Below are 18,891 nucleotides of genomic sequence, written 5' to 3'. Positions count from 1 at the left end.
AGGAGTTTTTTATCGCTAAAGCTATTTCGTCCACGCGTAGAAACGCGCGGTTTTTTTGTTTCGTACGCTACGCGAACGAAACTGACTAAAGTCAATAATAAAAGAAAAACGCGCTTTTTGATTAACGATCAAAAAGCGCGTTTTTCTTGGCTGCCTGTTGGTTACCCTTTGACGGAACCAACCATTGCCCCTTTCACGAAATACTTCTGAACAAATGGATAGGCGATCAACATTGGCAGCGTCGCAACGACGATCACGGCCATTTTTACGGATTGTGCTGGGGGGACAACATCGACACTCGCGGCATCGGCGTTCATCCCGCTGGAGACGATCACGATTTGTCGAAGGAGCACTTGGATCGGCCATTTCGCTGAATCATTGATGTACAAAATCGCTGATTGATAAGTATTCCAATAACTAACAGCGTAGAACAAAGAGATCGTCGCAATCGATGGTAAGGAAAGGGGTAAGATGATACGGAAAAAGACGCCCCAATCAGAGCAACCATCCATTTTTGCTGATTCTTCTAAACTATCAGGAATTCCTTGGAAAAAGTTTCTCATAATGATCATATTATATGCACTGATCGCACTCGGTAAGATCAGTGCCCAGAGAGAATCGATCAAGCCGAGGCTTTGTACCAAAATAAAACTTGGGATCATCCCACCGCTAAACAACATGGTAAATACGACAATAAAGTTGAAGATGCCGCGTCCATGCAAATATTTTCTTGAAAGAGCATAGGCCATAAAAGAGGTCAAGATCATTGAAAGAACTGTTCCGACGATGGTCACAAAAAGGGAAACACCAATACTGGTAAAAATCGTGGGTGTCGAGAGAATATACCGGTAAGCATTTAAGCTAAATTCACGAGGGATAATGATAAATGTTCGTGTTGCGATCTCAGAAGAAGAAGCAAAGGAGCTTCCGAGAATGTTTAGAAAAGGTAAGAGACACGTTAAGGTGAAGAGTAGTAGAAAGCCAATAATAAATCCTTGAACGACCCGTTCACTTTTCGGGCGGTTCGTTTTTTTCAGGGTTTGTTGCATAGAAAAAACCTCCATCTTTTTTTACTTAAATAGGTACTTCCAACGTATCATGAGGCGGGGACAACGTATATAATCACTTTTACATGTTAAAAAAATCACAATCATGACAAACGTTGATAAATAAAGGATTATCCAATTCGACTGCGAGATAATCCTAAAAAATGTATGCCTTTTCAAAGCTGAGAAAATGATTATATACGTTATCTTTTTTTCACGCTACCATGGGACTATCAAATCAAAAAAATTCGGAGGAACAAGTATGGAAACAAAAGTTGATAATTACTTCTCACCACTAAATGAAGAAGAACAGCGGCTGCGGCTGAAAAAGAAAAAATGGGCGCAAATCAGAAAAAATCGTGCCCTCTATATTATGGTATTGCCGGGGATTTTATATTTTCTTATTTTCCGTTACATACCGATGGGCGGGTTAGTCATCGCTTTTCAAGACTACCAACCATTCTTGGGGATCCTAGGAAGCCCCTTTGTTGGCTTCACCCATTTTATTCGGCTCTTTACCGAAGATACCTTCGTGATGTTGATGCGCAATACATTGATCATGTTCTTCTTAAATATCACGATTTCCTTCCCTTTTCCTATAGTATTGGCACTTATGCTAAATGAAGTAAACAATCGCCGTTTGAAAAAAGGGATTCAAACCATCATTTATTTGCCTCATTTTATGTCGTGGGTCATCGTTGTTTCCATCTTCTATGTTTTATTAACGACAGAAGGTGGTGTGATCAATAACATGATCGAAAGTCTTGGTGGCGAACGTATCCCGTTTCTAACAAGTCGCACGTGGTTGCGTCCAATGTACATTTTCCAAGATCTTTGGAAAGGTGCCGGTTGGGGGACGATCGTTTATCTAGCCGCTATTACCAATGTTGATGAACAGCTTTATGAAGCGGCGGATATGGATGGGGCTGGCAAGCTACGAAAAATGTGGCATATCACATTGCCTTGTATTCGTCCGACGATCGTAACCTTATTGATTTTAAAGATCGGTTCGATCTTAGATATGGGATTTGAGCATATGTTCTTGTTGATGAACTCAATGAACCGTGAGGTTGCCCAAATCTTTGATACCTTTGTCTATACCGCCGGGATTCAAAATGGTCAATTGAGTTACTCGACAGCTGTTGGGCTGTTTAAAGGACTTGTTGGCTTGATTCTTGTCATCTTTGCCAATCGTTTGGCGAAAAAAATTGGCGAAGATGGGATTTATTAAGAAAGAAGGGATCACATGACGATCGAAAAGATCACGAAAATCAACGAAGGATTACTCGCATTTTTGACGCTGATCGCCCTTCACTTTCTTTGGCTAAGTGTGACTCTCCTGGGAGGCATCCTCTTTGGTATTGGCCCTGCGTCGTATGCCATGATGAAATATTATGATCGCTGGCTTCGTCTTCATGAACGACCGCCTTTGATCAAAAGTTTTTTCTACTATAGTAAAGAACGGTTCCGGCAATCGGTGCTAATCAGTTGGTTGTTTTTGATTATCGCAGCAATCGTGATCACCAATATATTTGCGACCTTTCCATGGTTTATCCAAGTGGCGAATGTCCTCTTTTTGATTGCGTTCCTCTTTCTATTCATGCACGTGTATACCGTCATGGCGGCTACCAACTTTGCGACCGTGCTTGAGATCCTGCGGGGGAGTGCCTTGTTAGGTTTAGGCTATCTGCATTATTCGATCATTAGTTGGACGATTTTGATCCTTGGCTATTTAGTCCTTGGCAGTTATTTCTTGATCGGTCTCTTTTTGATGGGGAGTAGCTTAGTTGGTGGTGTTTTTGCCCTTGCTGGCAAAAAAATTCTTCAAGATATCCACCCAATTGAAACAGATCAGGTGGTTTCAAAAGCGGCATCGACTACGGAGCAAACCGTTGCCAGTAAAGGAGATGAGGTCATTATCTAAAGAAAACGGCTCAAAGACTTTTACTGGTTCGTGAACAAAACGGTCACTAGAGAACACCTGGAAATAGCAAAACAAGCTGAACCCTCATGAAATACAGCCAGTAAAACAGATTCATTGAAACAGCTCTATGAATTGAGGAGACTACAATAAAAGGAAGTATCGTACATGAAGAACTATTCGGAAATTGCTTTGAACACGTTATTTGAGCGCTATGACTACTTATGCAAAGAAAAAATTTATCACGGAAAATGGTCCTATGACATCGGGGTTGTTTTACAAGGCGTGAAAGAAGCCTATGAACAGACTGGTGACAAACGTTATTTCGACTATATCCAAAACACGATGGATTTTTATATTGACGAAGACGGTCGTATCAAAAATTATCAGATGGACGCGATGAATATCGATTACATCAATAATGGCAAATGTTTATTCTTACTATACAAAGAAACAGGTGTTTCAAAATACAAGATCGCCTTGGACACGCTGTATCAACAATTACAGCAGATGCCAAGAACAAGCGAAGGCGGGTTCTGGCATAAAAAAATCTATCCATATCAAATGTGGTTAGATGGCTTATATATGGGGGCCCCATTTCTAACAGAATACGCACTGAAATTTGAGAAAGCAGAAGCATTGGAAGATGTCATCAAGCAATTCACCTTATGCTTTACGCATACCCTAGATCCAAAAACGGGTCTTTTGTATCACGCGTGGGATGAACAAAAAGTCCAGCCGTGGGCAGATCCTGAGACTGGTTGTTCAAAAAATTTCTGGGGACGGTCAATGGGATGGTTCATGATGGCACTCGCAGATACGATGGTGCTATTAGGGGAATCAGAGCAGAAGAATTCGTTAGAAAACATGTTTGTCTCCTGTCTAAAAGCTCTTGCTAAAGTAAGAGATCCCCAGAAAAAAGTGTGGTATCAAGTCTTAGATAAAGGCAGTGAGCGTGGGAATTATTTAGAAGCATCCGCTTCTTCAATGATTTGTTACGCAACAGCGAAAGCAGTCAAAGCAGGGATCATCGATCAAAAATGGCAAGTGTTTGCCCAAGAGACCTATCAAGGATTGCTGGATGAGTTTGTCTTTTTAACAAAAGAAGGCTGGTTGAATCTGATCAGAAACTGTGAAGTTGCTGGTCTTGGTGGACCAGATAATCGGGATGGTACGTTTGTTTACTATATCAGTGAACCCGTTATCACGAATGATTTCAAAGGATACGGTGCCTTTTTACAAGCGAGTTTACTGCTGCAACCACTAACGGAGGAAGGAAGCAAGAAATGAATATCCAATTAACTACAGCTGATTTACAAGGAAAAGAAGGTCTGTTGACAGAAGCGATTCAAGAAAAAATTGATGAATTGCATCAACAAGGAGGAGGCAGAATCACTTTTTCTGCAGGACGCTATCCGACAGGTGCGCTATTTTTAAAAAGTAACATTGAACTGCACCTACTATTGGGGGCGACCTTAGTATTTTCTGATGATCCCAAAGACTATCCCGTCGTCGTGTCTCGCTGGGAAGGGGTCAAACGGGAAGTTTATGCCTCTTGTTTATATGCCGAGAATGCTGAAAATATCGCTGTCACAGGATTAGGAATGCTTGATGGACAAGGGCAAAGATGGTGGAAGACCTTTCGGCAAAACCGTGAAGAGCTTGCTTATCCACGACCAAAATTAATCAGTTTTGACTCTTGCCAGCAAATTACGTTGAAAGATATCCGTCTTGTCAATTCACCAAGTTGGACCGTCAATCCGATTCTTTGCCAAGATCTAACGATCGATAATCTTCGCATCAAAAATCCAGCGGATTCGCCAAATACGGATGGGATCGATCCTGAATCTTGTAAAAATGTCCGCATCAGTAACTGTCATATCGATGTTGGCGATGATTGCATCGCCATCAAATCAGGAACGGAGGACACTAAAGAACGGGTCGCTTGTGAGAATATCACGATCGTAAATTGCCATATGCTTCATGGGCATGGGGCAGTCGTTCTAGGGAGTGAGATGAGCGGCGATATTCGTAATGTCACCATCAGTAATTGTATTTTTCAAGATACCGATCGTGGGATTCGTTTGAAATCCCGTCGTGGACGTGGCGGAACGATCGAAGATATTCGAGTGAATAACATTGTGATGGATAATGTCATCTGTCCATTCACTTTAAATCTTTACTATTTCTGTGGACCGAAAGGCAAAGAGAAGTATGTTTGGGATAAAAATCCGTACCCAATCACCGAGGAAACCCCTCATTTCCGGAGAATCCATTTTGCAAATATCTCGGCTCGGAATGTCCATGCGGCCGCTGGGTTTGTTTATGGCTTGGCTGAACAATTTATTTCAGATATCACTTTCCAAGATATTGCCATCTCTATGGCTGAACATCCAATTCCAGGAAAGCCTGCAATGATGACAGGTATCGAAGAGATGACAAAACAAGGCTTTTATATTGGCTGTGGACGGAATATTCAGTTTGATCGTATCAATTTGGAAGGCGTAACTGAAGCGTTCCATATCGAGAATAGTCGGGAAATCACCGTCACACAGTCATTTGAGAATCGTCAGCCTCTGGCATTTCAAGGAGATTTTTTGTGAGGGATCCTCAGTTACTTCAGCTGCTAGGTCCTGATATGAAAGTTGCACCACAAGTGGTTCAGCAAACAAAAGAGCAGGTGCAAAATTATACCTTGGAACATTTACTTCTACGATTAAATCAAGAAGAAGATGTCCCTGCTTACTTTGCTTATCCTAGCTCTCAGCAACCTGTTCCACTCGTTTTGTTCAATCATTCTCATGGCGGTGACTTCACGATAGGGAAAGAAGAACTTCGGCAAAGTCCGCCTTATATGCAAAAGGAAAGCCTATTCGCTGCATTTATGAAGCTGGGCGTCGCTGTTGGGGTGATCGACATGTGGGGCTTTGGCGAACGAAAAAATGGTGAAAATGATAGCTACAAGCGATTTCTCTTGCAAGGCAAAACGTTATGGGGGCAGCGAATCTATGACAATCAACAGTTTTTGACCTATCTTGCTTCCCGCAAAGAAGTGAAACATTCCGCTATCGCCACATTGGGACTTTCCATGGGCGGCTTGATGAGTTGGTGGTTGGCAGCGCTTGATGAACGGATATCAGTGGTGGTGGACATGGCAGCACAAGTGGACTATCAAGCATTGATCGAAGAGGACCGTCTAAGCAAACATGGGTTTTACTATTATGTTCCTAATGTGTTGAAAGACTTTACGACTGCGGCGATCCAAAAACAGATTGTACCACGCCCGCGTTTGAGTTTGGTTGGCAAAAAAGATCGTGGATGCCCCTCAAGCGGCGTCGCTCGTTTGGATCAACAGGTCGGGCAGCATTATGAAGCAATGGGCTACAAGGAGCATTGGCAGGCGCGCAGCTTGCCAGGTGGTCATGAAGAAACCAAGGAGATGAGAGCGCAGTGGATCGAATTTCTAAAACAGCACCTCCTATCAAGCTAAAGGTTAGTAAAGACCCGCAAAAGGGTGATTTTACGAGTATCCAAGCAGCTGTGATGGCTGCTGAAGCCTTAAACGCACCTTGTGAGATCACGATCGCCTCTGGCGTGTACCAAGAACAGGTGAAAATCTATAAAAACCAGCTTACGTTGATCGCAGAACCCAACACGTTCTTATGCTACCACTTGGCTGCCGAGCAAACCGATGAGAATGGGCAAAAAAGAGGAACCTTTCAAACAGCGACGCTCTTTATCAATGGCCGAGAAGTCTTTGTAAAAAACCTGACCATCATCAATGACGCAGGGTATGGGCAAGCAGTCGGGCAAGCAGTTGCTGTCTATATCGAAGGGGATGACATTCGCTTCGAACACTGTCATCTCGATGCTTTTCAAGATACCTTGTGCCTGGGACCATTGCCAAAATATACCAAAGAGGGCGAACCGATGAACAGTCCTTGGCGAAAAACAATCTTTGACCAACAACAGAGTTGGTTTTTGCATTGCAGGATCAGTGGAACAGTCGATTTTATTTTTGGCGGTGGTTCCGCCATCTTTGAAGAGTGTCGCTTGCATTGTAAAAATACACTACAAACGAACTACATTACTGCTGCCTCAACTAGCAAACAAGCAAGCGGGTTAACCTTCGATCGGTGTCGGGTGACAGGGGACAAAGTCTATTATTTAGGTCGCCCTTGGCGTAATGACGCCAAAGTAACCTTTTTATCCTGCTGCTTTGATCAACAGCTCGTCCCTTGCGGCTGGTCTGATTGGGGAAAAGCAGCAAGCCACCAAACGGTCGCGTTCACGGAGCGAATGTGTTGTTACCAAAGAAGTCCCCAACGTCCTGAATGGGTGACTATCGAAGGAGTGATAGAAAAATGAGCAAGGCAAAATGGTCTGGCTGGATCGGGATGGTTCTCGCTCTGGTGTTTATGGGCGGCTTTTCCTTGGTGATCAATCAAATGACTGTCCAGCAGTTCGAAGAGATCTTTCAAAGTGCGTTTCCTACTGTACTGAAGCAAATGACAACAGAAGCAGCATTGGCGCAATTTCAAACACTCGGTGCTTGGTTTGGCTTCACGCTGTTGGCACTCCTGATATTGGTTTCAGTGGCGACGATGCTTGTTCGCTATCGTAATTATCGAAAACAAGCGTGTGTTCTTTATTTTTTGACTGGTGTCGTGACATTGATTGGTAGTCAAATGTTCGCTTTTCCGATTGCCTTTTGTTTCTTTTTAGCGGCGGGTTTTTGTTTTCTCCATCGTGATGACCGACACAAGAAAAAAACCACGGACACAGTCAGCAAACAAGGAGGGGTTGCATGAAGGCAATGATCAATAATCCGATTTTAAGAGGGTTTCATCCTGATCCGAGTATTTTTAAAGTCGAGGATACTTATTATTTAGCGGTTTCTTCCTTTGAATGGTTGCCAGGAATTCGGGTCTACTGTTCTCAAGATCTAGTCAATTGGTCCCATGAAACAGATATTCTGACGAATCAAGTGGATTTATTAGGCAACGCAGCAAATGGCAGCATTTGGGCACCGCAAATCAGTTACGCAAACGGACAATACTATTGTGTCTATACAAATGTTCGCAACACGACACGTCCCTTCAAAGACTGTCGAAACTATCTCATCACGGCTCCTACGATTCATGGGCCATGGAGTGAGCCCATTTACTTAAATGGTAGTGGCTTTGATCCGTCCTTGTTTCATGATCAAGAGGGGCGTATCTGGTTATTGAATGCGCTTTGGGATTATCGTAAGGATACGCCAAATAAATCGGTGGGGATCGTGCTTCAAGAATACTCTGAAGCACAAGGCCGCTTGATCGGTGACAGAGTGCCAATTTTCTCTGGAACCCAGCTGGCGAAGACCGAAGCACCGCATCTTTATTACCACAATGAGTGTTATTACTTACTGACGGCAGAAGGAGGAACGGGTGCAGGTCATGCGGTAACGGTTTGTCGTAGTAAGACCATCACTGGACCTTATGAACTAGATCCGCATTTTCCCATGATGCGTGCCTATCAGCGCGAAGATTCCCCTTTTCAATGTACAGGTCATGGCAGTTTGACGATTGCGCCATCAGGAGAATGGGTCATGAGCTATTTGATGACTCGGCCAGTAGCAGGGGCAGCGATCCTTGGACGAGAGACGGCACTCCAAACCGTCTATTGGGATCACGAAGGATGGCTGCGTCTTAGCAATGATGATACGATCCCAGATCAAACCATCAGGCTCGCTAGCGAGGCTCAGAAGCAAGAGACATCACCTGCTGTTTTTGTTGATGATTTTCAAGGATCGTTGCAAAAAGCATGGAACGGTAGACGATTGCTGCCCAATGAACAGTGGTGCAATCTGACTGAGCGACCAGGGTATTTGCGATTGATCGGTGGAGAATCGATGCAATCGAACTTTCATAAGCACTTATTAGCGATTCGCCAACAAGACTTTTGTTTTGAAGCTGAAACAGTGATGGAATACCACCCCCAAACGTTTAACCAGATGGCTGGATTGTCGCTTTTCTTAAACGAAGAAAACTATTTGTTTTTCTATGTGACCTACGATGAAGAAGCAGGCAAGGTCCTTCGGTTGCTGCGCTGTTGTGAAGGAGAATTTCACTTGTTCCCAGATAAATTGCCCCTCGCTGCTGCAAGTGAGCCGATCGGATTAAAAGTAGTCGGTTCTTATCTAGAAGCCCAATGGTTTTATCGGCAATCACAAACGTGGCATCCCTTTAAAAAGCAAAACATTCAGTTCTTGTCTGGTGGTTTTACGGGTAATTTCATAGGAATCAGTGCCCATGATTTAGATCACTTTGCCGGAAGCTATGCCGATTTTGAATATTTTACGTATCAAGGGAAAGATCAGCGCGATGATGGCTCCCTAAAAATAGAGAAAGAAGGTTAACAAATGAAAAAGTTGAAAGTTGCAAGTTTATTATTATGTGCCGGACTGTTTTTAGCAGGCTGCGGCGATGGCGGAGGTTCATCTGAAGGTACAGAAGGTGAAACAAAATCAAGCATTTCTTGGATGGCGATGTTGCATACCGCTTCGCCTCCGTCTGGGGATGTGACGCAAAAATTAGAAGAATATACAGGGATCGAAATCGATTTCACTTGGGTGCCGGACGCATCAAAAACAGAACGCTTGAATGCAGCATTAGCATCAAATTCTTTAGCAGATATCGTTAGTCTGACAGAAATCAATAACACGACCGTCCGGAGCTCGCTAGCGTCCGGGATGTTCTGGGATGTGGAACCGTATTTAGAAGAGTTTCCAAATTTGGCAGAAATTTCTGAGGATCGCTTAGAGTCCTCGCGGATCGATGGTCATATCTATGGTGTTCCGTTTTTAAAACCGATCGCTCGTTATGGCGTCCTTGTCAGAAAAGATTGGTTGGATAATTTAGGCTTGGACGTGCCATCGACATTAGAAGAATTAGCGGCTGTCGCTCAGGCCTTTACGGAAGGTGATCCAGATGGCAACGGTGCAGATGATACGGTTGGTTTCGTAGAGCGTGATGAGTCCTTTAACGTTGGTTTCCGTTCACTTTCTGGTTACTTTGGCGCAGACAATTGGTTTACGATCACGGATGATGATGAAGTGATGCCATCCTTTATGCAACCTGAGTACAAAGAAGCGATGGAATGGTTCCGTAATATCTATGATAACGGCTGGATGAATTCTGATTTTGCGGTAATGGCGAAAAATGACCAGAAGAACTATATCGTTCAAGGTCGTGGTGGGATCGTATTGAGTGGTTTGCAAGAAGTACGTAACTACATTGATGATGCTGCTGGAACTGCCGAAGAGCATATGGAATGGGTCTTGATTAATGATATGGTCTATGGCGACGTGGAACGGCGCATCCTTTCTGATACCAATGGCGGTATGGGTGGCTGGTTAGCCATTCCGAAAAACAATGTTGAAACCGAAGAAGACTTGCGGGTTGTTTTGAAATTTATCAATGATTTGATGGACGAAGAGCCGTTTACCTTGATGACACAAGGGATCGAAGGGGTCCATTATGAAATTGATGATGAGGGTGTTTATGTCCGTTTAGATGATACGAAGTGGCAACAAGAAGTACAACCATTTTCTTCGTCTCGTCCATCAGAATTAGTAACAGTTTTCCCTTCAAGTAATCCCTATGTCAACTTAGCCAATGAAAAGATTCAGGAAAACGAAGAGTTTGCGGTGATCAATCCTGCGCAATCGCTGACCTCTGAAACCTATGATCGTTCATGGTCAAGCTTGATTGAAGGAATCTCAGACGCTTACTACCAATATATGACTGGGGAAATCGAGATCGATGGGTTTGATACAGCAATCGAAACCTTCTTAAGAAATGGTGGACAGCAAATCATTGACGAGTTCACGGAAGACTATCGTTCACAACAATAAAGGTCACAAAAGGTTCTGATCATCTATTGAGAAGAAATAGATGAAGTGAGGAGCCGCTACTGCTGAATGATTTGAAGACCAAGACCAGTTGAAGTGATTCGCTGCTTGGTCTTCTTTTTGCTTCAAAAGCAGTGAAGAAAGGAGAAGCTATGTTTCAACTAACTGTTCGGGGGCATGATTTAAAGAATTATGGGTCCCCAGAAGAATTAGCGCAAAGAATTGCCGCCCAAAACATTCATAACATTCAATTTGCATTAAATAAATCCTTCCCGCAATGGGCAGAGCCAGAGCAATTAAGCCCTGGTTTAGGCCGCTTTTTCAAACGAGTTTTTGGTCAATCTCACGTTCAGGTCGCTTTATTAAGTTGTTATTGTAATCTGATCCATCCTGATCTGGAAAAACGGGAAGCGATTTTATCCAGATTCGAGACCTATCTCGCACATGCCAAATATTTTGATGCAGCTATGGTCGCAAGTGAAACTGGTTCGGTTTTGCCAAATATGGGGTATACCGAGGAAAATTTTAGTGACGTCGTTTTCGATGATTTGGTTCAGGTGATCAAGCGTTTGGTCCAAGTGGCTAAGAGACATCAAGTGATGCTAGGAATTGAAGCGGGCTTGAATCATCCACTCTCATCGATCGACCGAATCGAAGAATTGCAGGAACGGGTACCCTCTGACTATTTAGGGATCATCTTTGATCCAACCAATCTGATTACTGCGAAGAACTATCAAGAGCAAGTCGCTTTGACAAGGGAAGCTTTTTCCCGCTTTGGCGATGCCATCGTTTGCTTGCACTTGAAAGATTATCAAGTAATCGATGGTAAAATCAAGGTAGTCCCATTGGGAGAAGGAAGGATTGATTATCAACAACTATTGGCCATCACCGCTGAATACAAGCCGTATTGTTATGTTGTGTTAGAAGGGACGACCGAAGAAGCGATGCAGCCGGCCATTTCCTTGATTGAAACAATGCAAAACTAATTGGTTCTTCATTGCTTGCGACTGTTGAAGACACGATTTATGAAGCAACGAGCAGTCGATTGCTCCGGCGCTAAACAAGCAGATTTGTTTACTTACTAAAAGTTAGTGTTATACTTAAAGTAACAAGTGAACGTAACTGTTTAGAAAAGAGGAAATAGCGATGACCATGAGTCAATCAACTTATCAAATCGATGCAACTGCCGCAATTGGCAAAGTCGTTTTAAAAGTAGCAAACATAGAAAAAATGAGCCAGTTTTATTCGGACGTGATCGGTCTGACTTTATTGGAGCAAAGTGTAGATCATGCGCGATTAGGCGTGGGATCGCAAGAGCTTTTAGTTCTAGAGAAGGTAAGTGCTCCGTTGCCTTTGACACGGAAAACAGGCCTTTTCCATACGGCATTTCTTTTGCCTAGCCGTAAAGACCTAGGAAATATGCTGATTCATTATTTGGAGGCCAAAGCCCCCCTCGATGGTGCCAGCGACCATGGGTATAGTGAAGCGTTATACCTGACTGATCCAGAAGGAAACGGGATCGAAGTGTATCGTGACAAACCAAAGAGTGAATGGGATATTCGAGCAGACGGTGAGATCGTAGGCGTTACTGTCGAAATGGACGCACAAGGCGTGCTGGGAGCCGCTGACCGATCTCAAACGACCTTTCCAGTTGGCACCACGGTAGGGCATGTCCATTTGAAAGTGGCGGACTTGGCAAAAACAGAAGAATTCTACACAGAAGTTTTAGGCATGCGTTTGACTTCAGATTTTGGTAGCCAAGCAAAGTTTTTTGCTGCTGGTGCGTATCATCACCATATCGGATCGAATATTTGGATGGGAAGAAATGTTCCAGCTATGGAAGAAAAGGATCTAGGCTTAGCGTACTTTACGATCGTTTTGCCAGCTTTGGCTTTTTCTACATTACGAAGTCATCTCAAGGCAAGTGGCGTTTCTTATGGGTTAGAAACAGAAAGCCGCTTGCATTTGACTGATCCGAATGGGATCAATCTGATCATCGAAAGAAAGAATCAGCCTTAAGATGGAGGTTTTTTCATTCATGAAATGAGAGAATAACCTATAATCAAGTAAAAGGAGAGCAAGCATGAAAAAAAACGGGGCGGGACAATCACTATTTCTAGCATTATTGATCAGCATGGGCTTATTTTTCTTTGTCCAAGGGAAACAATTAATAGAAAGTGGGGCGTCTCCTGTGATTTTTATTGCTTTTTCGGCTTTTGCAGGAATTATCGGAGTTGGGGTCTATGGTCTTCAAGCAATAATGAAGCAGCATCGGCGCAAAACCATGGTACCAATCAAAACCAAAAAATAAAGAAACCGGCCAATCTTAAACAGGAAGATTGGTCGGTTTTTGTTTACGCTAAGACAAAATGGAGAATTGGGATTCGTCCACTACATACTAATTGTCCATGTTTTTGATCGCAAATTCGATCTCATCAGGTAAGAAGCCGTTCCCTTCAAGATGAGCAGCCATATTTCTTTGGCGGATCCCTAACACCCGACGGGATTGATTGGCGCGTCCTAAAGCATGACGATACCAGTCTACATCGAGGGTTTCTAGTGCCCATTGTGTTTCCTCCGCAGTAAAACCTTCTGTTTCTAACAGTTCTGCCATCTCTTGTTTTGAATAAAAGCGACGATTTCCTTGCGCTCTAACGAGGAAAAAGGCTTCACGTTCTCGTTCTGTCGCATTGTTTTCGCGCTCATAGCGTGCTGCTACAGTCGGGGCGCGATGAAACCCTGCTAAAATCGTTTCCTCGGTCACTTCGTTATCAAACACGTAGGTTCTGAAGTGAAAACGATTGTCGTTCTCCAGTTCAAGCCATAGTGATTCAACCAGAAATAGATAGCCAGATGGAATCGTTTCATAAACAGCAGCGGCTATTTCGTTAAAATAAGCGGAAACGGCTTCGTATGGAGTCCTTATCTCGGGAACGATTTCCGTCGTTTGGCCATTAAACAAAGTGATTGCGGAAGGATAGGTCTCGCCAGCATTCGTAAATGTGAGAATCTCCACTGGCTCATGTTTTGTTGAAAAGACATTCATGGTCACACCGTTCGCCAAATCAATAGCGGTCTGCCACTCGATTTCTTGGTCTTCGCTTTGTTGGTGTAAGTGTTCAAGTGTATCAGGCGTCAAACCAAGCTTTTCTCGTGAATCTTCATTGATCGCTTCTTCATCGGCAAGTGGATTGTTTGCCCCAACTGTCACTAGTGCCAAATCCTCTTCGTATTCGTTGAATAATTCTTGCAATTTTGCTCGTCTACTGACGATGATCGGGCTTTCCTCATGGAGGGCAAGTAAGGCTTCGATCCGGCCATTCCGAGCGGTAACCCAACGCGGCATATCCAGATAGCGAGCTTCGATCGCTTCTTGAGCGAGTGCGATCATTGTTTCCGTGTTTTCAATGAATGCTGCCTTGTGTTTTGAGTTGCTATTGACCTGGTCTAGAAAGGCCAATTCTGCTTCTTTGCCTCGAATCATCAGTTCGAGATTTTCAATACTTAACTCATAAGTAAGAGTTTCTGCATGATAGGTATGTTCCCAACCGGCATCTAAAGCGGCACCGATGCGCTCAGAAAGTTCCTCAGGACTTGCTGAATTTCTCGTCCCACATCCTGAAATCAGGCATAATAGCAGCAATAAGGGCAGCAAAACTTGTTTTTTCATTTTTCTCCTCCTCGTGAGTCTCTGGTAAACTTCACTTTTTTGTTCGAATGAACGCATCAAATCGAGACTTTTCTTGGGTATAAAAAATAGCAACAATATAAGGGGCAACATAAGGGCATCGCGATGCTCCTTTTTTTGTTAGTTTGTAATTATCCAGGGTTGTCATCGCAGAGTCGATTTGTTCTGCTGAAAAGACTTCTGAAGCCAATAAACGACGGATATTGGCATGAGGTAGATTCATCCTGAGACGGTAGCTGTTTGCTTTTTGCAACGCTTGTTCGTTCCAGTCGATAGTGAGGTGGTCCACTGCCCATTGCGCATCATCATGGGAAAGGCCCTCAAATTCTAGTTGTCGTATCATGCGAGTACGGGAAAAGTCATCCGTCTAGTATAGGCTTTGGCACGGGCTATCCCTCGTCTTTGTTCTGAAGATTTCTTACTCTCGGTCTGAGTTTGTTCATCATTGTTTTGCTGGCTTTGCGTTTGGCGCTAGCTTATTGAAGCTGCTGATAAACGGTAGCGACCATGTCTTGGTCAATGTCATGATCAAAGCCATAGGTCATCACCGCCAACTGATGTTCATCAGAAGATTGATCGGATCGATTCATAAACATCAAGGATTCACGAGGAATATTTATGACCAGCGCTCGTAAAATCGTTTCATAGAAGGCAGCTTTTTGCTCGTCGGCAGTTTCCCGATTAAGAACAGTAAAGCCAGATGCGTACTCCTCATCGGACTTCGCAAAAACCAAGACGTCAACATTCGTTTCACTTGTGTGGTAAACAGTGGCAGTGAGTCCATCGTCAAGTTCGATTGTGTGATGAAGAGTAAGCGTATCTTCTGTGAGCTGTTGAAGCTGTTCGATATCGTCTGCTAAAAGCCCCAGCTTTTCCCGTGGGTCGGCTTCAGGAATCGTTTCGTTTGCTACCTCCAGTAGACTGTTGAGGTTGTCTTGATTACTGAGAATGATAGGGCTCCGTTCATGAATCGCAACCAGAGCCTGGCTATAACCAATGCGGGCAGCAAACCAAGCAGGGACATCGATCCGACGCTCCACTAGCGCTCGTTCAGCGGTTGCCATCAAATCAACCGTGTGGCTGATCAATTGCTGAAGATCTTCGTCGGAAGAATCAAGTTCTTCCAAAATAGCCAATTCGGCTTGACTGCCGGCAATCAGCAATTCTAAGGTCGCTGGTTGATAATAGGCCCAGCCCGTTCCAGACTGGTTTGTATATTCCAGTCGTGCTTCGATGCCAAGCGCAACGGTCTCTGACAGTTCTTCATCTGCCTTACCGCAGCCGATAAGCAGAATAACCAATGACAATAGGGCGATCAGTATTCTTTTTTTCATTAGGCTCCTTCTTTCTATCGAAAGTAACTGAGAAAACGGTCGGAAGAGGTTTGTTCATCGGGGGAAAGGAGGAGGACAGGTGAATGGAAAAAATGCTGAAAAGATTTTCCATCACTCGTTCATTCAAGAAACTATTTCTGATACGCTAATAAGAAAAAACGGAACATCGAACTAGCTTTCATCAATACCTGTTATATTATTCATTTTATATGAAAAATAGATTCATATGCAATGATAAAAGAATTTTTATCGGACTTTTTGTGTTTGGGGAAAGGAGGGTACTATTAACTTTTTAGGAGTAGGTGCTCAAGATCAAGCGATCGAGAGAATTCATTGAAGGATCGCCAGGGGGGAATCTTTTGTGCAAAAAAAAACAGCTTCCCACAATGGGGAAGCTGTAAGGATGCGGAAAATGGGATTTGAACCCACACGAGCGATTGCTCACAAGACCCTCAATCTTGCACGTCTGCCATTCCGTCATTTCCGCAGATACTATAGAAGGTAACGCAGGCTGAAGTAGTTCTGTCACACCGCGTCTAAAAAATATCTTACCTGATTTTTGACAGGTTTGTCAATAACTTTTCCTAGAGCTATTTAAAAGAATATTCAGACAATGGATTGCAATTTTTGTCATAAACGGTATGCTTAAAGAATGAATGATTTTTTGAGAGGAGAGCAAATGAATTACTTTAGAAACCAATTAGCCAAATCTGCGAAACAAAGAATATTTATCTTCCTACTCATGGGTGCCTTTAGTTTAGGCTGCTGTTTTTCCGTTTATTTGAAACTAATGGAACCCATCAACTTGCCCGCTACGATCACTGCAGAAAAAGCCGAAGCCTCAAGGCTTGTTGATCGCTACCAAGCCAATCAGTCGGGCTCGCCTGATGAGCAAGAGGTGTATCAACTTTTGCTTGAAAATAATACACTGACCTCACGGCAGTTATCCAACTTGATTATGGAGGAATACGAACGATTTAATCAAACGAGTATTCAAATTGCAGAACTAAAAAAGCAGATTTGGGCGTCTGAAGTTGATGACAAAGCCTTTTTACCGCCTATGTGGACGATCGAACAAGAGCGAACGGTCTATCAAGCCTTAGCCGAGCAAGAAAAAGAGCCGGTCCTCACGGCTGCCAATACCCAGACCGCTGTCGCTTTGGCAATAACGCTTTTGCTGAATTTTGGGTTCTTCTTTTGGGCTTTTTTTGCCAGTGACAATTTGATAGAAGAAAGAGAACACTTCTCTTTGATTCGCTCGTACCCACAGATTTTTCCGATTCGGATGTTAAGTAAAATTGTGGTCAAAGGGATTACAAATTTAGGCGTTTTGGTTGTGTTCTTCTTAGGTGTCTTTCTTTCAATGAGCCTTTTGGGGGAGTTCGGGGATTGGCAGTATCCAGTAGCCGTCTATCTCAGTGGGGATTGGGTCGCCGTACCTTTTTGGCAAAGCGTTTTATATAGTATGGTTTCTTTTGCCTTGCTGATTGGTTTGATCGAATGCTTAGGTTTTGTTATGAATATGATCGCAGCCAATCGATATGTCTCTTTCTTTTTGCTAGTGCTTTTTTATGGGTTAGGCTTGATTCCGATGCTGCAAAAGATCCCACTGTTACCAGTTCATCTAGCTGCTATGGATAAATTTTATTCGGGCGCCTTTGCTTTGGGTTCTGGTACTTCTTGGGGAGTCTATGCTAGTTGGCTGCTCACGGTGGTGTGGATCTTCCTTTGTTTAAGCATCATGCTCGTTGCGGATAAACAGAATCGCTTGTTGAAAGGAGGCAAAGGATGAAAGACTATTTTTTCTTTGAATTACGTCAACTCTTAAATAGCAAGAAAACCATTGGTCTTTTTTGCTTGCTTCTTATCTACAGCGGCGTTTACAGTTTTTGGCAAAGAGACTTTCGCCCGATTGAACGAGTAGATGAAACGGAAATGCAACAACGCTATACTGTGCGACAAGATTTTCTTGATCAACAAGCAGCCAATCCTTCTGACCATTGGTCGGCAAGCTTAGCAGTTGAAATGTTTACCCCATGGAACGAAGCGGAAAAACAACGATTAGATGCACTAGCTGGTGAAGACTGGCAAGCTTATGCACAAGGAACAAGTACGTGGTACCAATTGGCGTTGCAGTTTACCGATGAACGAAATGTTTTTTATACACCGGATTATTATACGTTTCAAAATTACTACGCTGCCTATGACGGTCGCTTTGGTTATGCTTCAACCGCTAAGCTTATGGAAGCCTTCAGCCAGTTGCCGAATAAGAAACTCTCTCAAGCAGTCATGGAGCAAAAAACGGGGATACAGGCATTGCAGCGAAGTTTTACTGGATATTTACCGATTCTATTGCTTGCTGTTTCTTTATTTTTGGCGATTGATTGTTTACCAAAAGAACGAAGACATAAATCCCTGTTTCTTTCACTGCCATTATCGGCAGAAGAGATTCTTTGGAGCAAAACGGCAGTATTGATGGTCGGTTCTGCAATTGCAACGCTTGGGACCATGTTCTTTCTCTGGTTAGGTTCTGGTATTCAATTCGGCTTTGGTTCCCTAGAACTGCCGGTCACGATTTTATCATCGACCTTTGATGCCCGCTACCCAATCACCGATTTCAACGCTTTTGAAACACAAGCCATCGGTCTTTTTATAGGCCAATGTTTTCTTGCGACGCTTTTCTTGCAGTTTATTTATTGTCGCGGCATCTTGTTGTTCAGTGCCCTGTTTCGCTCAGAACTGGTTAATTTGCTTGTGGCTGGTTTTTGCTTGCTTTCACCCTATATTTTCCAAAGACGTTGGTTCAGTGCTTACCTTGATAAAACGCTGTATGTCTATCTGTATCAAAATGTGGGACAAGTCCTTTCAGGCTGGACACGTTTTTATTTTGGTTCTGCAGGGTTTACGATGGAAAAAGGGTTGCTTTTATTAGGAGGCGTTTGGCTTCTGATCGAAATATGTTTCTTCGTGACGATCCAACGCAAAAAATTTCATTTGGCATAGGAGGA

Annotated in this window: 18 protein-coding genes and 1 tRNA gene; 14 read left to right on the top strand and 5 right to left on the bottom strand. The window is 43.3% G+C overall.

Features of this window, described 5'->3' with window-relative positions:
- Window positions 1-161 precede the first annotated feature (161 nt).
- Window positions 162-1,049, bottom strand: coding sequence for a carbohydrate ABC transporter permease (locus FJU10_RS15795; protein ID WP_015509917.1), 888 nt, complete (start codon window positions 1,047-1,049; stop codon window positions 162-164).
- 259 nt (window positions 1,050-1,308) lie between these two features.
- On the opposite strand from FJU10_RS15795, the gene FJU10_RS15790 reads away from it, so the two are divergent.
- The 12 genes from FJU10_RS15790 to FJU10_RS15735 all read left to right on the top strand — a co-directional run bounded on the left by FJU10_RS15790 (window position 1,309) and on the right by FJU10_RS15735 (window position 13,172).
- Window positions 1,309-2,277: an ABC transporter permease gene (locus FJU10_RS15790; RefSeq protein WP_077453828.1), complete on the top strand. Its 969-nt coding sequence runs from the start codon at window positions 1,309-1,311 to the stop codon at window positions 2,275-2,277.
- A gap of 15 nt (window positions 2,278-2,292) precedes the next feature.
- The gene (locus FJU10_RS15785) at window positions 2,293-2,970 is read left to right on the top strand and encodes a YesL family protein (protein WP_081118511.1); all 678 of its coding nucleotides are present in this window, start codon (window positions 2,293-2,295) and stop codon (window positions 2,968-2,970) included.
- A gap of 165 nt (window positions 2,971-3,135) precedes the next feature.
- Window positions 3,136-4,257, top strand: coding sequence for a glycoside hydrolase family 105 protein (locus tag FJU10_RS15780; protein ID WP_140966349.1), 1,122 nt, complete (start codon window positions 3,136-3,138; stop codon window positions 4,255-4,257).
- A complete protein-coding gene (locus FJU10_RS15775; protein WP_077453825.1) occupies window positions 4,254-5,570 on the top strand; it encodes a glycoside hydrolase family 28 protein in 1,317 nt (438 codons plus the stop codon). The genes FJU10_RS15780 and FJU10_RS15775 overlap by 4 nt, the downstream gene beginning before the upstream one ends.
- Window positions 5,567-6,457 (top strand): dienelactone hydrolase family protein, encoded by an 891-nt coding sequence (locus FJU10_RS15770; protein WP_140966348.1) that lies wholly within the window; start codon window positions 5,567-5,569, stop codon window positions 6,455-6,457. Before FJU10_RS15775 ends, FJU10_RS15770 begins: the two co-directional genes overlap by 4 nt.
- Complete coding sequence (locus FJU10_RS15765) at window positions 6,418-7,335, top strand: pectinesterase family protein (RefSeq protein ID WP_140966347.1); 918 nt, start codon at window positions 6,418-6,420, stop codon at window positions 7,333-7,335. The genes FJU10_RS15770 and FJU10_RS15765 overlap by 40 nt, the downstream gene beginning before the upstream one ends.
- The gene (locus FJU10_RS15760; RefSeq protein ID WP_140966346.1) at window positions 7,332-7,778 is read left to right on the top strand and encodes a DUF4064 domain-containing protein; all 447 of its coding nucleotides are present in this window, start codon (window positions 7,332-7,334) and stop codon (window positions 7,776-7,778) included. Before FJU10_RS15765 ends, FJU10_RS15760 begins: the two co-directional genes overlap by 4 nt.
- Entirely contained in the window at window positions 7,775-9,367 is a 1,593-nt protein-coding gene (locus FJU10_RS15755) for a glycoside hydrolase family 43 protein (RefSeq protein WP_140966345.1), read from the top strand. Before FJU10_RS15760 ends, FJU10_RS15755 begins: the two co-directional genes overlap by 4 nt.
- Before the next feature lie 3 nt (window positions 9,368-9,370).
- Window positions 9,371-10,864, top strand: coding sequence for an extracellular solute-binding protein (locus FJU10_RS15750; RefSeq protein ID WP_140966344.1), 1,494 nt, complete (start codon window positions 9,371-9,373; stop codon window positions 10,862-10,864).
- A gap of 149 nt (window positions 10,865-11,013) precedes the next feature.
- Window positions 11,014-11,847, top strand: coding sequence for a sugar phosphate isomerase/epimerase family protein (locus FJU10_RS15745; protein ID WP_189372353.1), 834 nt, complete (start codon window positions 11,014-11,016; stop codon window positions 11,845-11,847).
- Window positions 11,848-12,007: 160 nt separating this feature from the next.
- Window positions 12,008-12,880, top strand: coding sequence for a VOC family protein (locus FJU10_RS15740; protein WP_140966342.1), 873 nt, complete (start codon window positions 12,008-12,010; stop codon window positions 12,878-12,880).
- A gap of 64 nt (window positions 12,881-12,944) precedes the next feature.
- Window positions 12,945-13,172: a hypothetical protein gene (locus FJU10_RS15735; protein WP_086292574.1), complete on the top strand. Its 228-nt coding sequence runs from the start codon at window positions 12,945-12,947 to the stop codon at window positions 13,170-13,172.
- 87 nt (window positions 13,173-13,259) lie between these two features.
- On the opposite strand, the gene FJU10_RS15730 is transcribed toward FJU10_RS15735, so the two are convergent.
- From FJU10_RS15730 to FJU10_RS15720, 4 genes are all read right to left on the bottom strand, one after another.
- Window positions 13,260-14,531, bottom strand: coding sequence for a hypothetical protein (locus FJU10_RS15730; RefSeq protein ID WP_140966341.1), 1,272 nt, complete (start codon window positions 14,529-14,531; stop codon window positions 13,260-13,262).
- Between the two features lie 31 nt (window positions 14,532-14,562).
- Window positions 14,563-14,892, bottom strand: coding sequence for an Ltp family lipoprotein (locus tag FJU10_RS19480; RefSeq protein ID WP_223273096.1), 330 nt, complete (start codon window positions 14,890-14,892; stop codon window positions 14,563-14,565).
- A gap of 133 nt (window positions 14,893-15,025) precedes the next feature.
- Entirely contained in the window at window positions 15,026-15,883 is an 858-nt protein-coding gene (locus FJU10_RS19475) for a hypothetical protein (protein ID WP_223273095.1), read from the bottom strand.
- 404 nt (window positions 15,884-16,287) lie between these two features.
- A tRNA-Leu gene (locus FJU10_RS15720) sits at window positions 16,288-16,370 on the bottom strand.
- A 192-nt stretch (window positions 16,371-16,562) separates the two neighbouring features.
- Here FJU10_RS15720 and FJU10_RS15715 point away from each other — a divergent pair.
- Both FJU10_RS15715 and FJU10_RS15710 read left to right on the top strand, forming a co-directional pair.
- Entirely contained in the window at window positions 16,563-17,675 is a 1,113-nt protein-coding gene (locus FJU10_RS15715; protein ID WP_140966340.1) for a hypothetical protein, read from the top strand.
- On the top strand, window positions 17,672-18,886 hold the full coding sequence (locus FJU10_RS15710; protein ID WP_140966339.1) for an ABC transporter permease: 1,215 nt from the start codon (window positions 17,672-17,674) through the stop codon (window positions 18,884-18,886). Before FJU10_RS15715 ends, FJU10_RS15710 begins: the two co-directional genes overlap by 4 nt.
- Window positions 18,887-18,891: the final 5 nt, after the last annotated feature.

Origin of the sequence: Enterococcus sp. OL5, assembly GCF_006491895.1 — a bacterium.
In the GTDB taxonomy this organism is placed as follows: Bacteria; Bacillota; Bacilli; order Lactobacillales; family Enterococcaceae; genus Enterococcus_D; species Enterococcus_D innesii.
This window is presented reverse-complemented; position numbering and strand designations above follow the sequence as displayed.

Bases quoted from the DNA above. Each gene is read 5' to 3' on its own strand.
- FJU10_RS15795 (WP_015509917.1), bottom strand. From the start codon at position 1,049: ATGCAACAAACCCTGAAAAAAACGAACCGCCCGAAAAGTGAACGGGTC.
- FJU10_RS15790 (WP_077453828.1), top strand. From the start codon at position 1,309: ATGGAAACAAAAGTTGATAATTACTTCTCACCACTAAATGAAGAAGAA.
- FJU10_RS15785 (WP_081118511.1), top strand. From the start codon at position 2,293: ATGACGATCGAAAAGATCACGAAAATCAACGAAGGATTACTCGCATTT.
- FJU10_RS15780 (WP_140966349.1), top strand. From the start codon at position 3,136: ATGAAGAACTATTCGGAAATTGCTTTGAACACGTTATTTGAGCGCTAT.
- FJU10_RS15775 (WP_077453825.1), top strand. From the start codon at position 4,254: ATGAATATCCAATTAACTACAGCTGATTTACAAGGAAAAGAAGGTCTG.
- FJU10_RS15760 (WP_140966346.1), top strand. From the start codon at position 7,332: ATGAGCAAGGCAAAATGGTCTGGCTGGATCGGGATGGTTCTCGCTCTG.
- FJU10_RS15755 (WP_140966345.1), top strand. From the start codon at position 7,775: ATGAAGGCAATGATCAATAATCCGATTTTAAGAGGGTTTCATCCTGAT.
- FJU10_RS15750 (WP_140966344.1), top strand. From the start codon at position 9,371: ATGAAAAAGTTGAAAGTTGCAAGTTTATTATTATGTGCCGGACTGTTT.
- FJU10_RS15745 (WP_189372353.1), top strand. From the start codon at position 11,014: ATGTTTCAACTAACTGTTCGGGGGCATGATTTAAAGAATTATGGGTCC.
- FJU10_RS15740 (WP_140966342.1), top strand. From the start codon at position 12,008: ATGACCATGAGTCAATCAACTTATCAAATCGATGCAACTGCCGCAATT.
- FJU10_RS15735 (WP_086292574.1), top strand. From the start codon at position 12,945: ATGAAAAAAAACGGGGCGGGACAATCACTATTTCTAGCATTATTGATC.
- FJU10_RS15730 (WP_140966341.1), bottom strand. From the start codon at position 14,531: ATGAAAAAACAAGTTTTGCTGCCCTTATTGCTGCTATTATGCCTGATT.
- FJU10_RS19480 (WP_223273096.1), bottom strand. From the start codon at position 14,892: ATGATACGACAACTAGAATTTGAGGGCCTTTCCCATGATGATGCGCAA.
- FJU10_RS19475 (WP_223273095.1), bottom strand. From the start codon at position 15,883: ATGAAAAAAAGAATACTGATCGCCCTATTGTCATTGGTTATTCTGCTT.
- FJU10_RS15715 (WP_140966340.1), top strand. From the start codon at position 16,563: ATGAATTACTTTAGAAACCAATTAGCCAAATCTGCGAAACAAAGAATA.
- FJU10_RS15710 (WP_140966339.1), top strand. From the start codon at position 17,672: ATGAAAGACTATTTTTTCTTTGAATTACGTCAACTCTTAAATAGCAAG.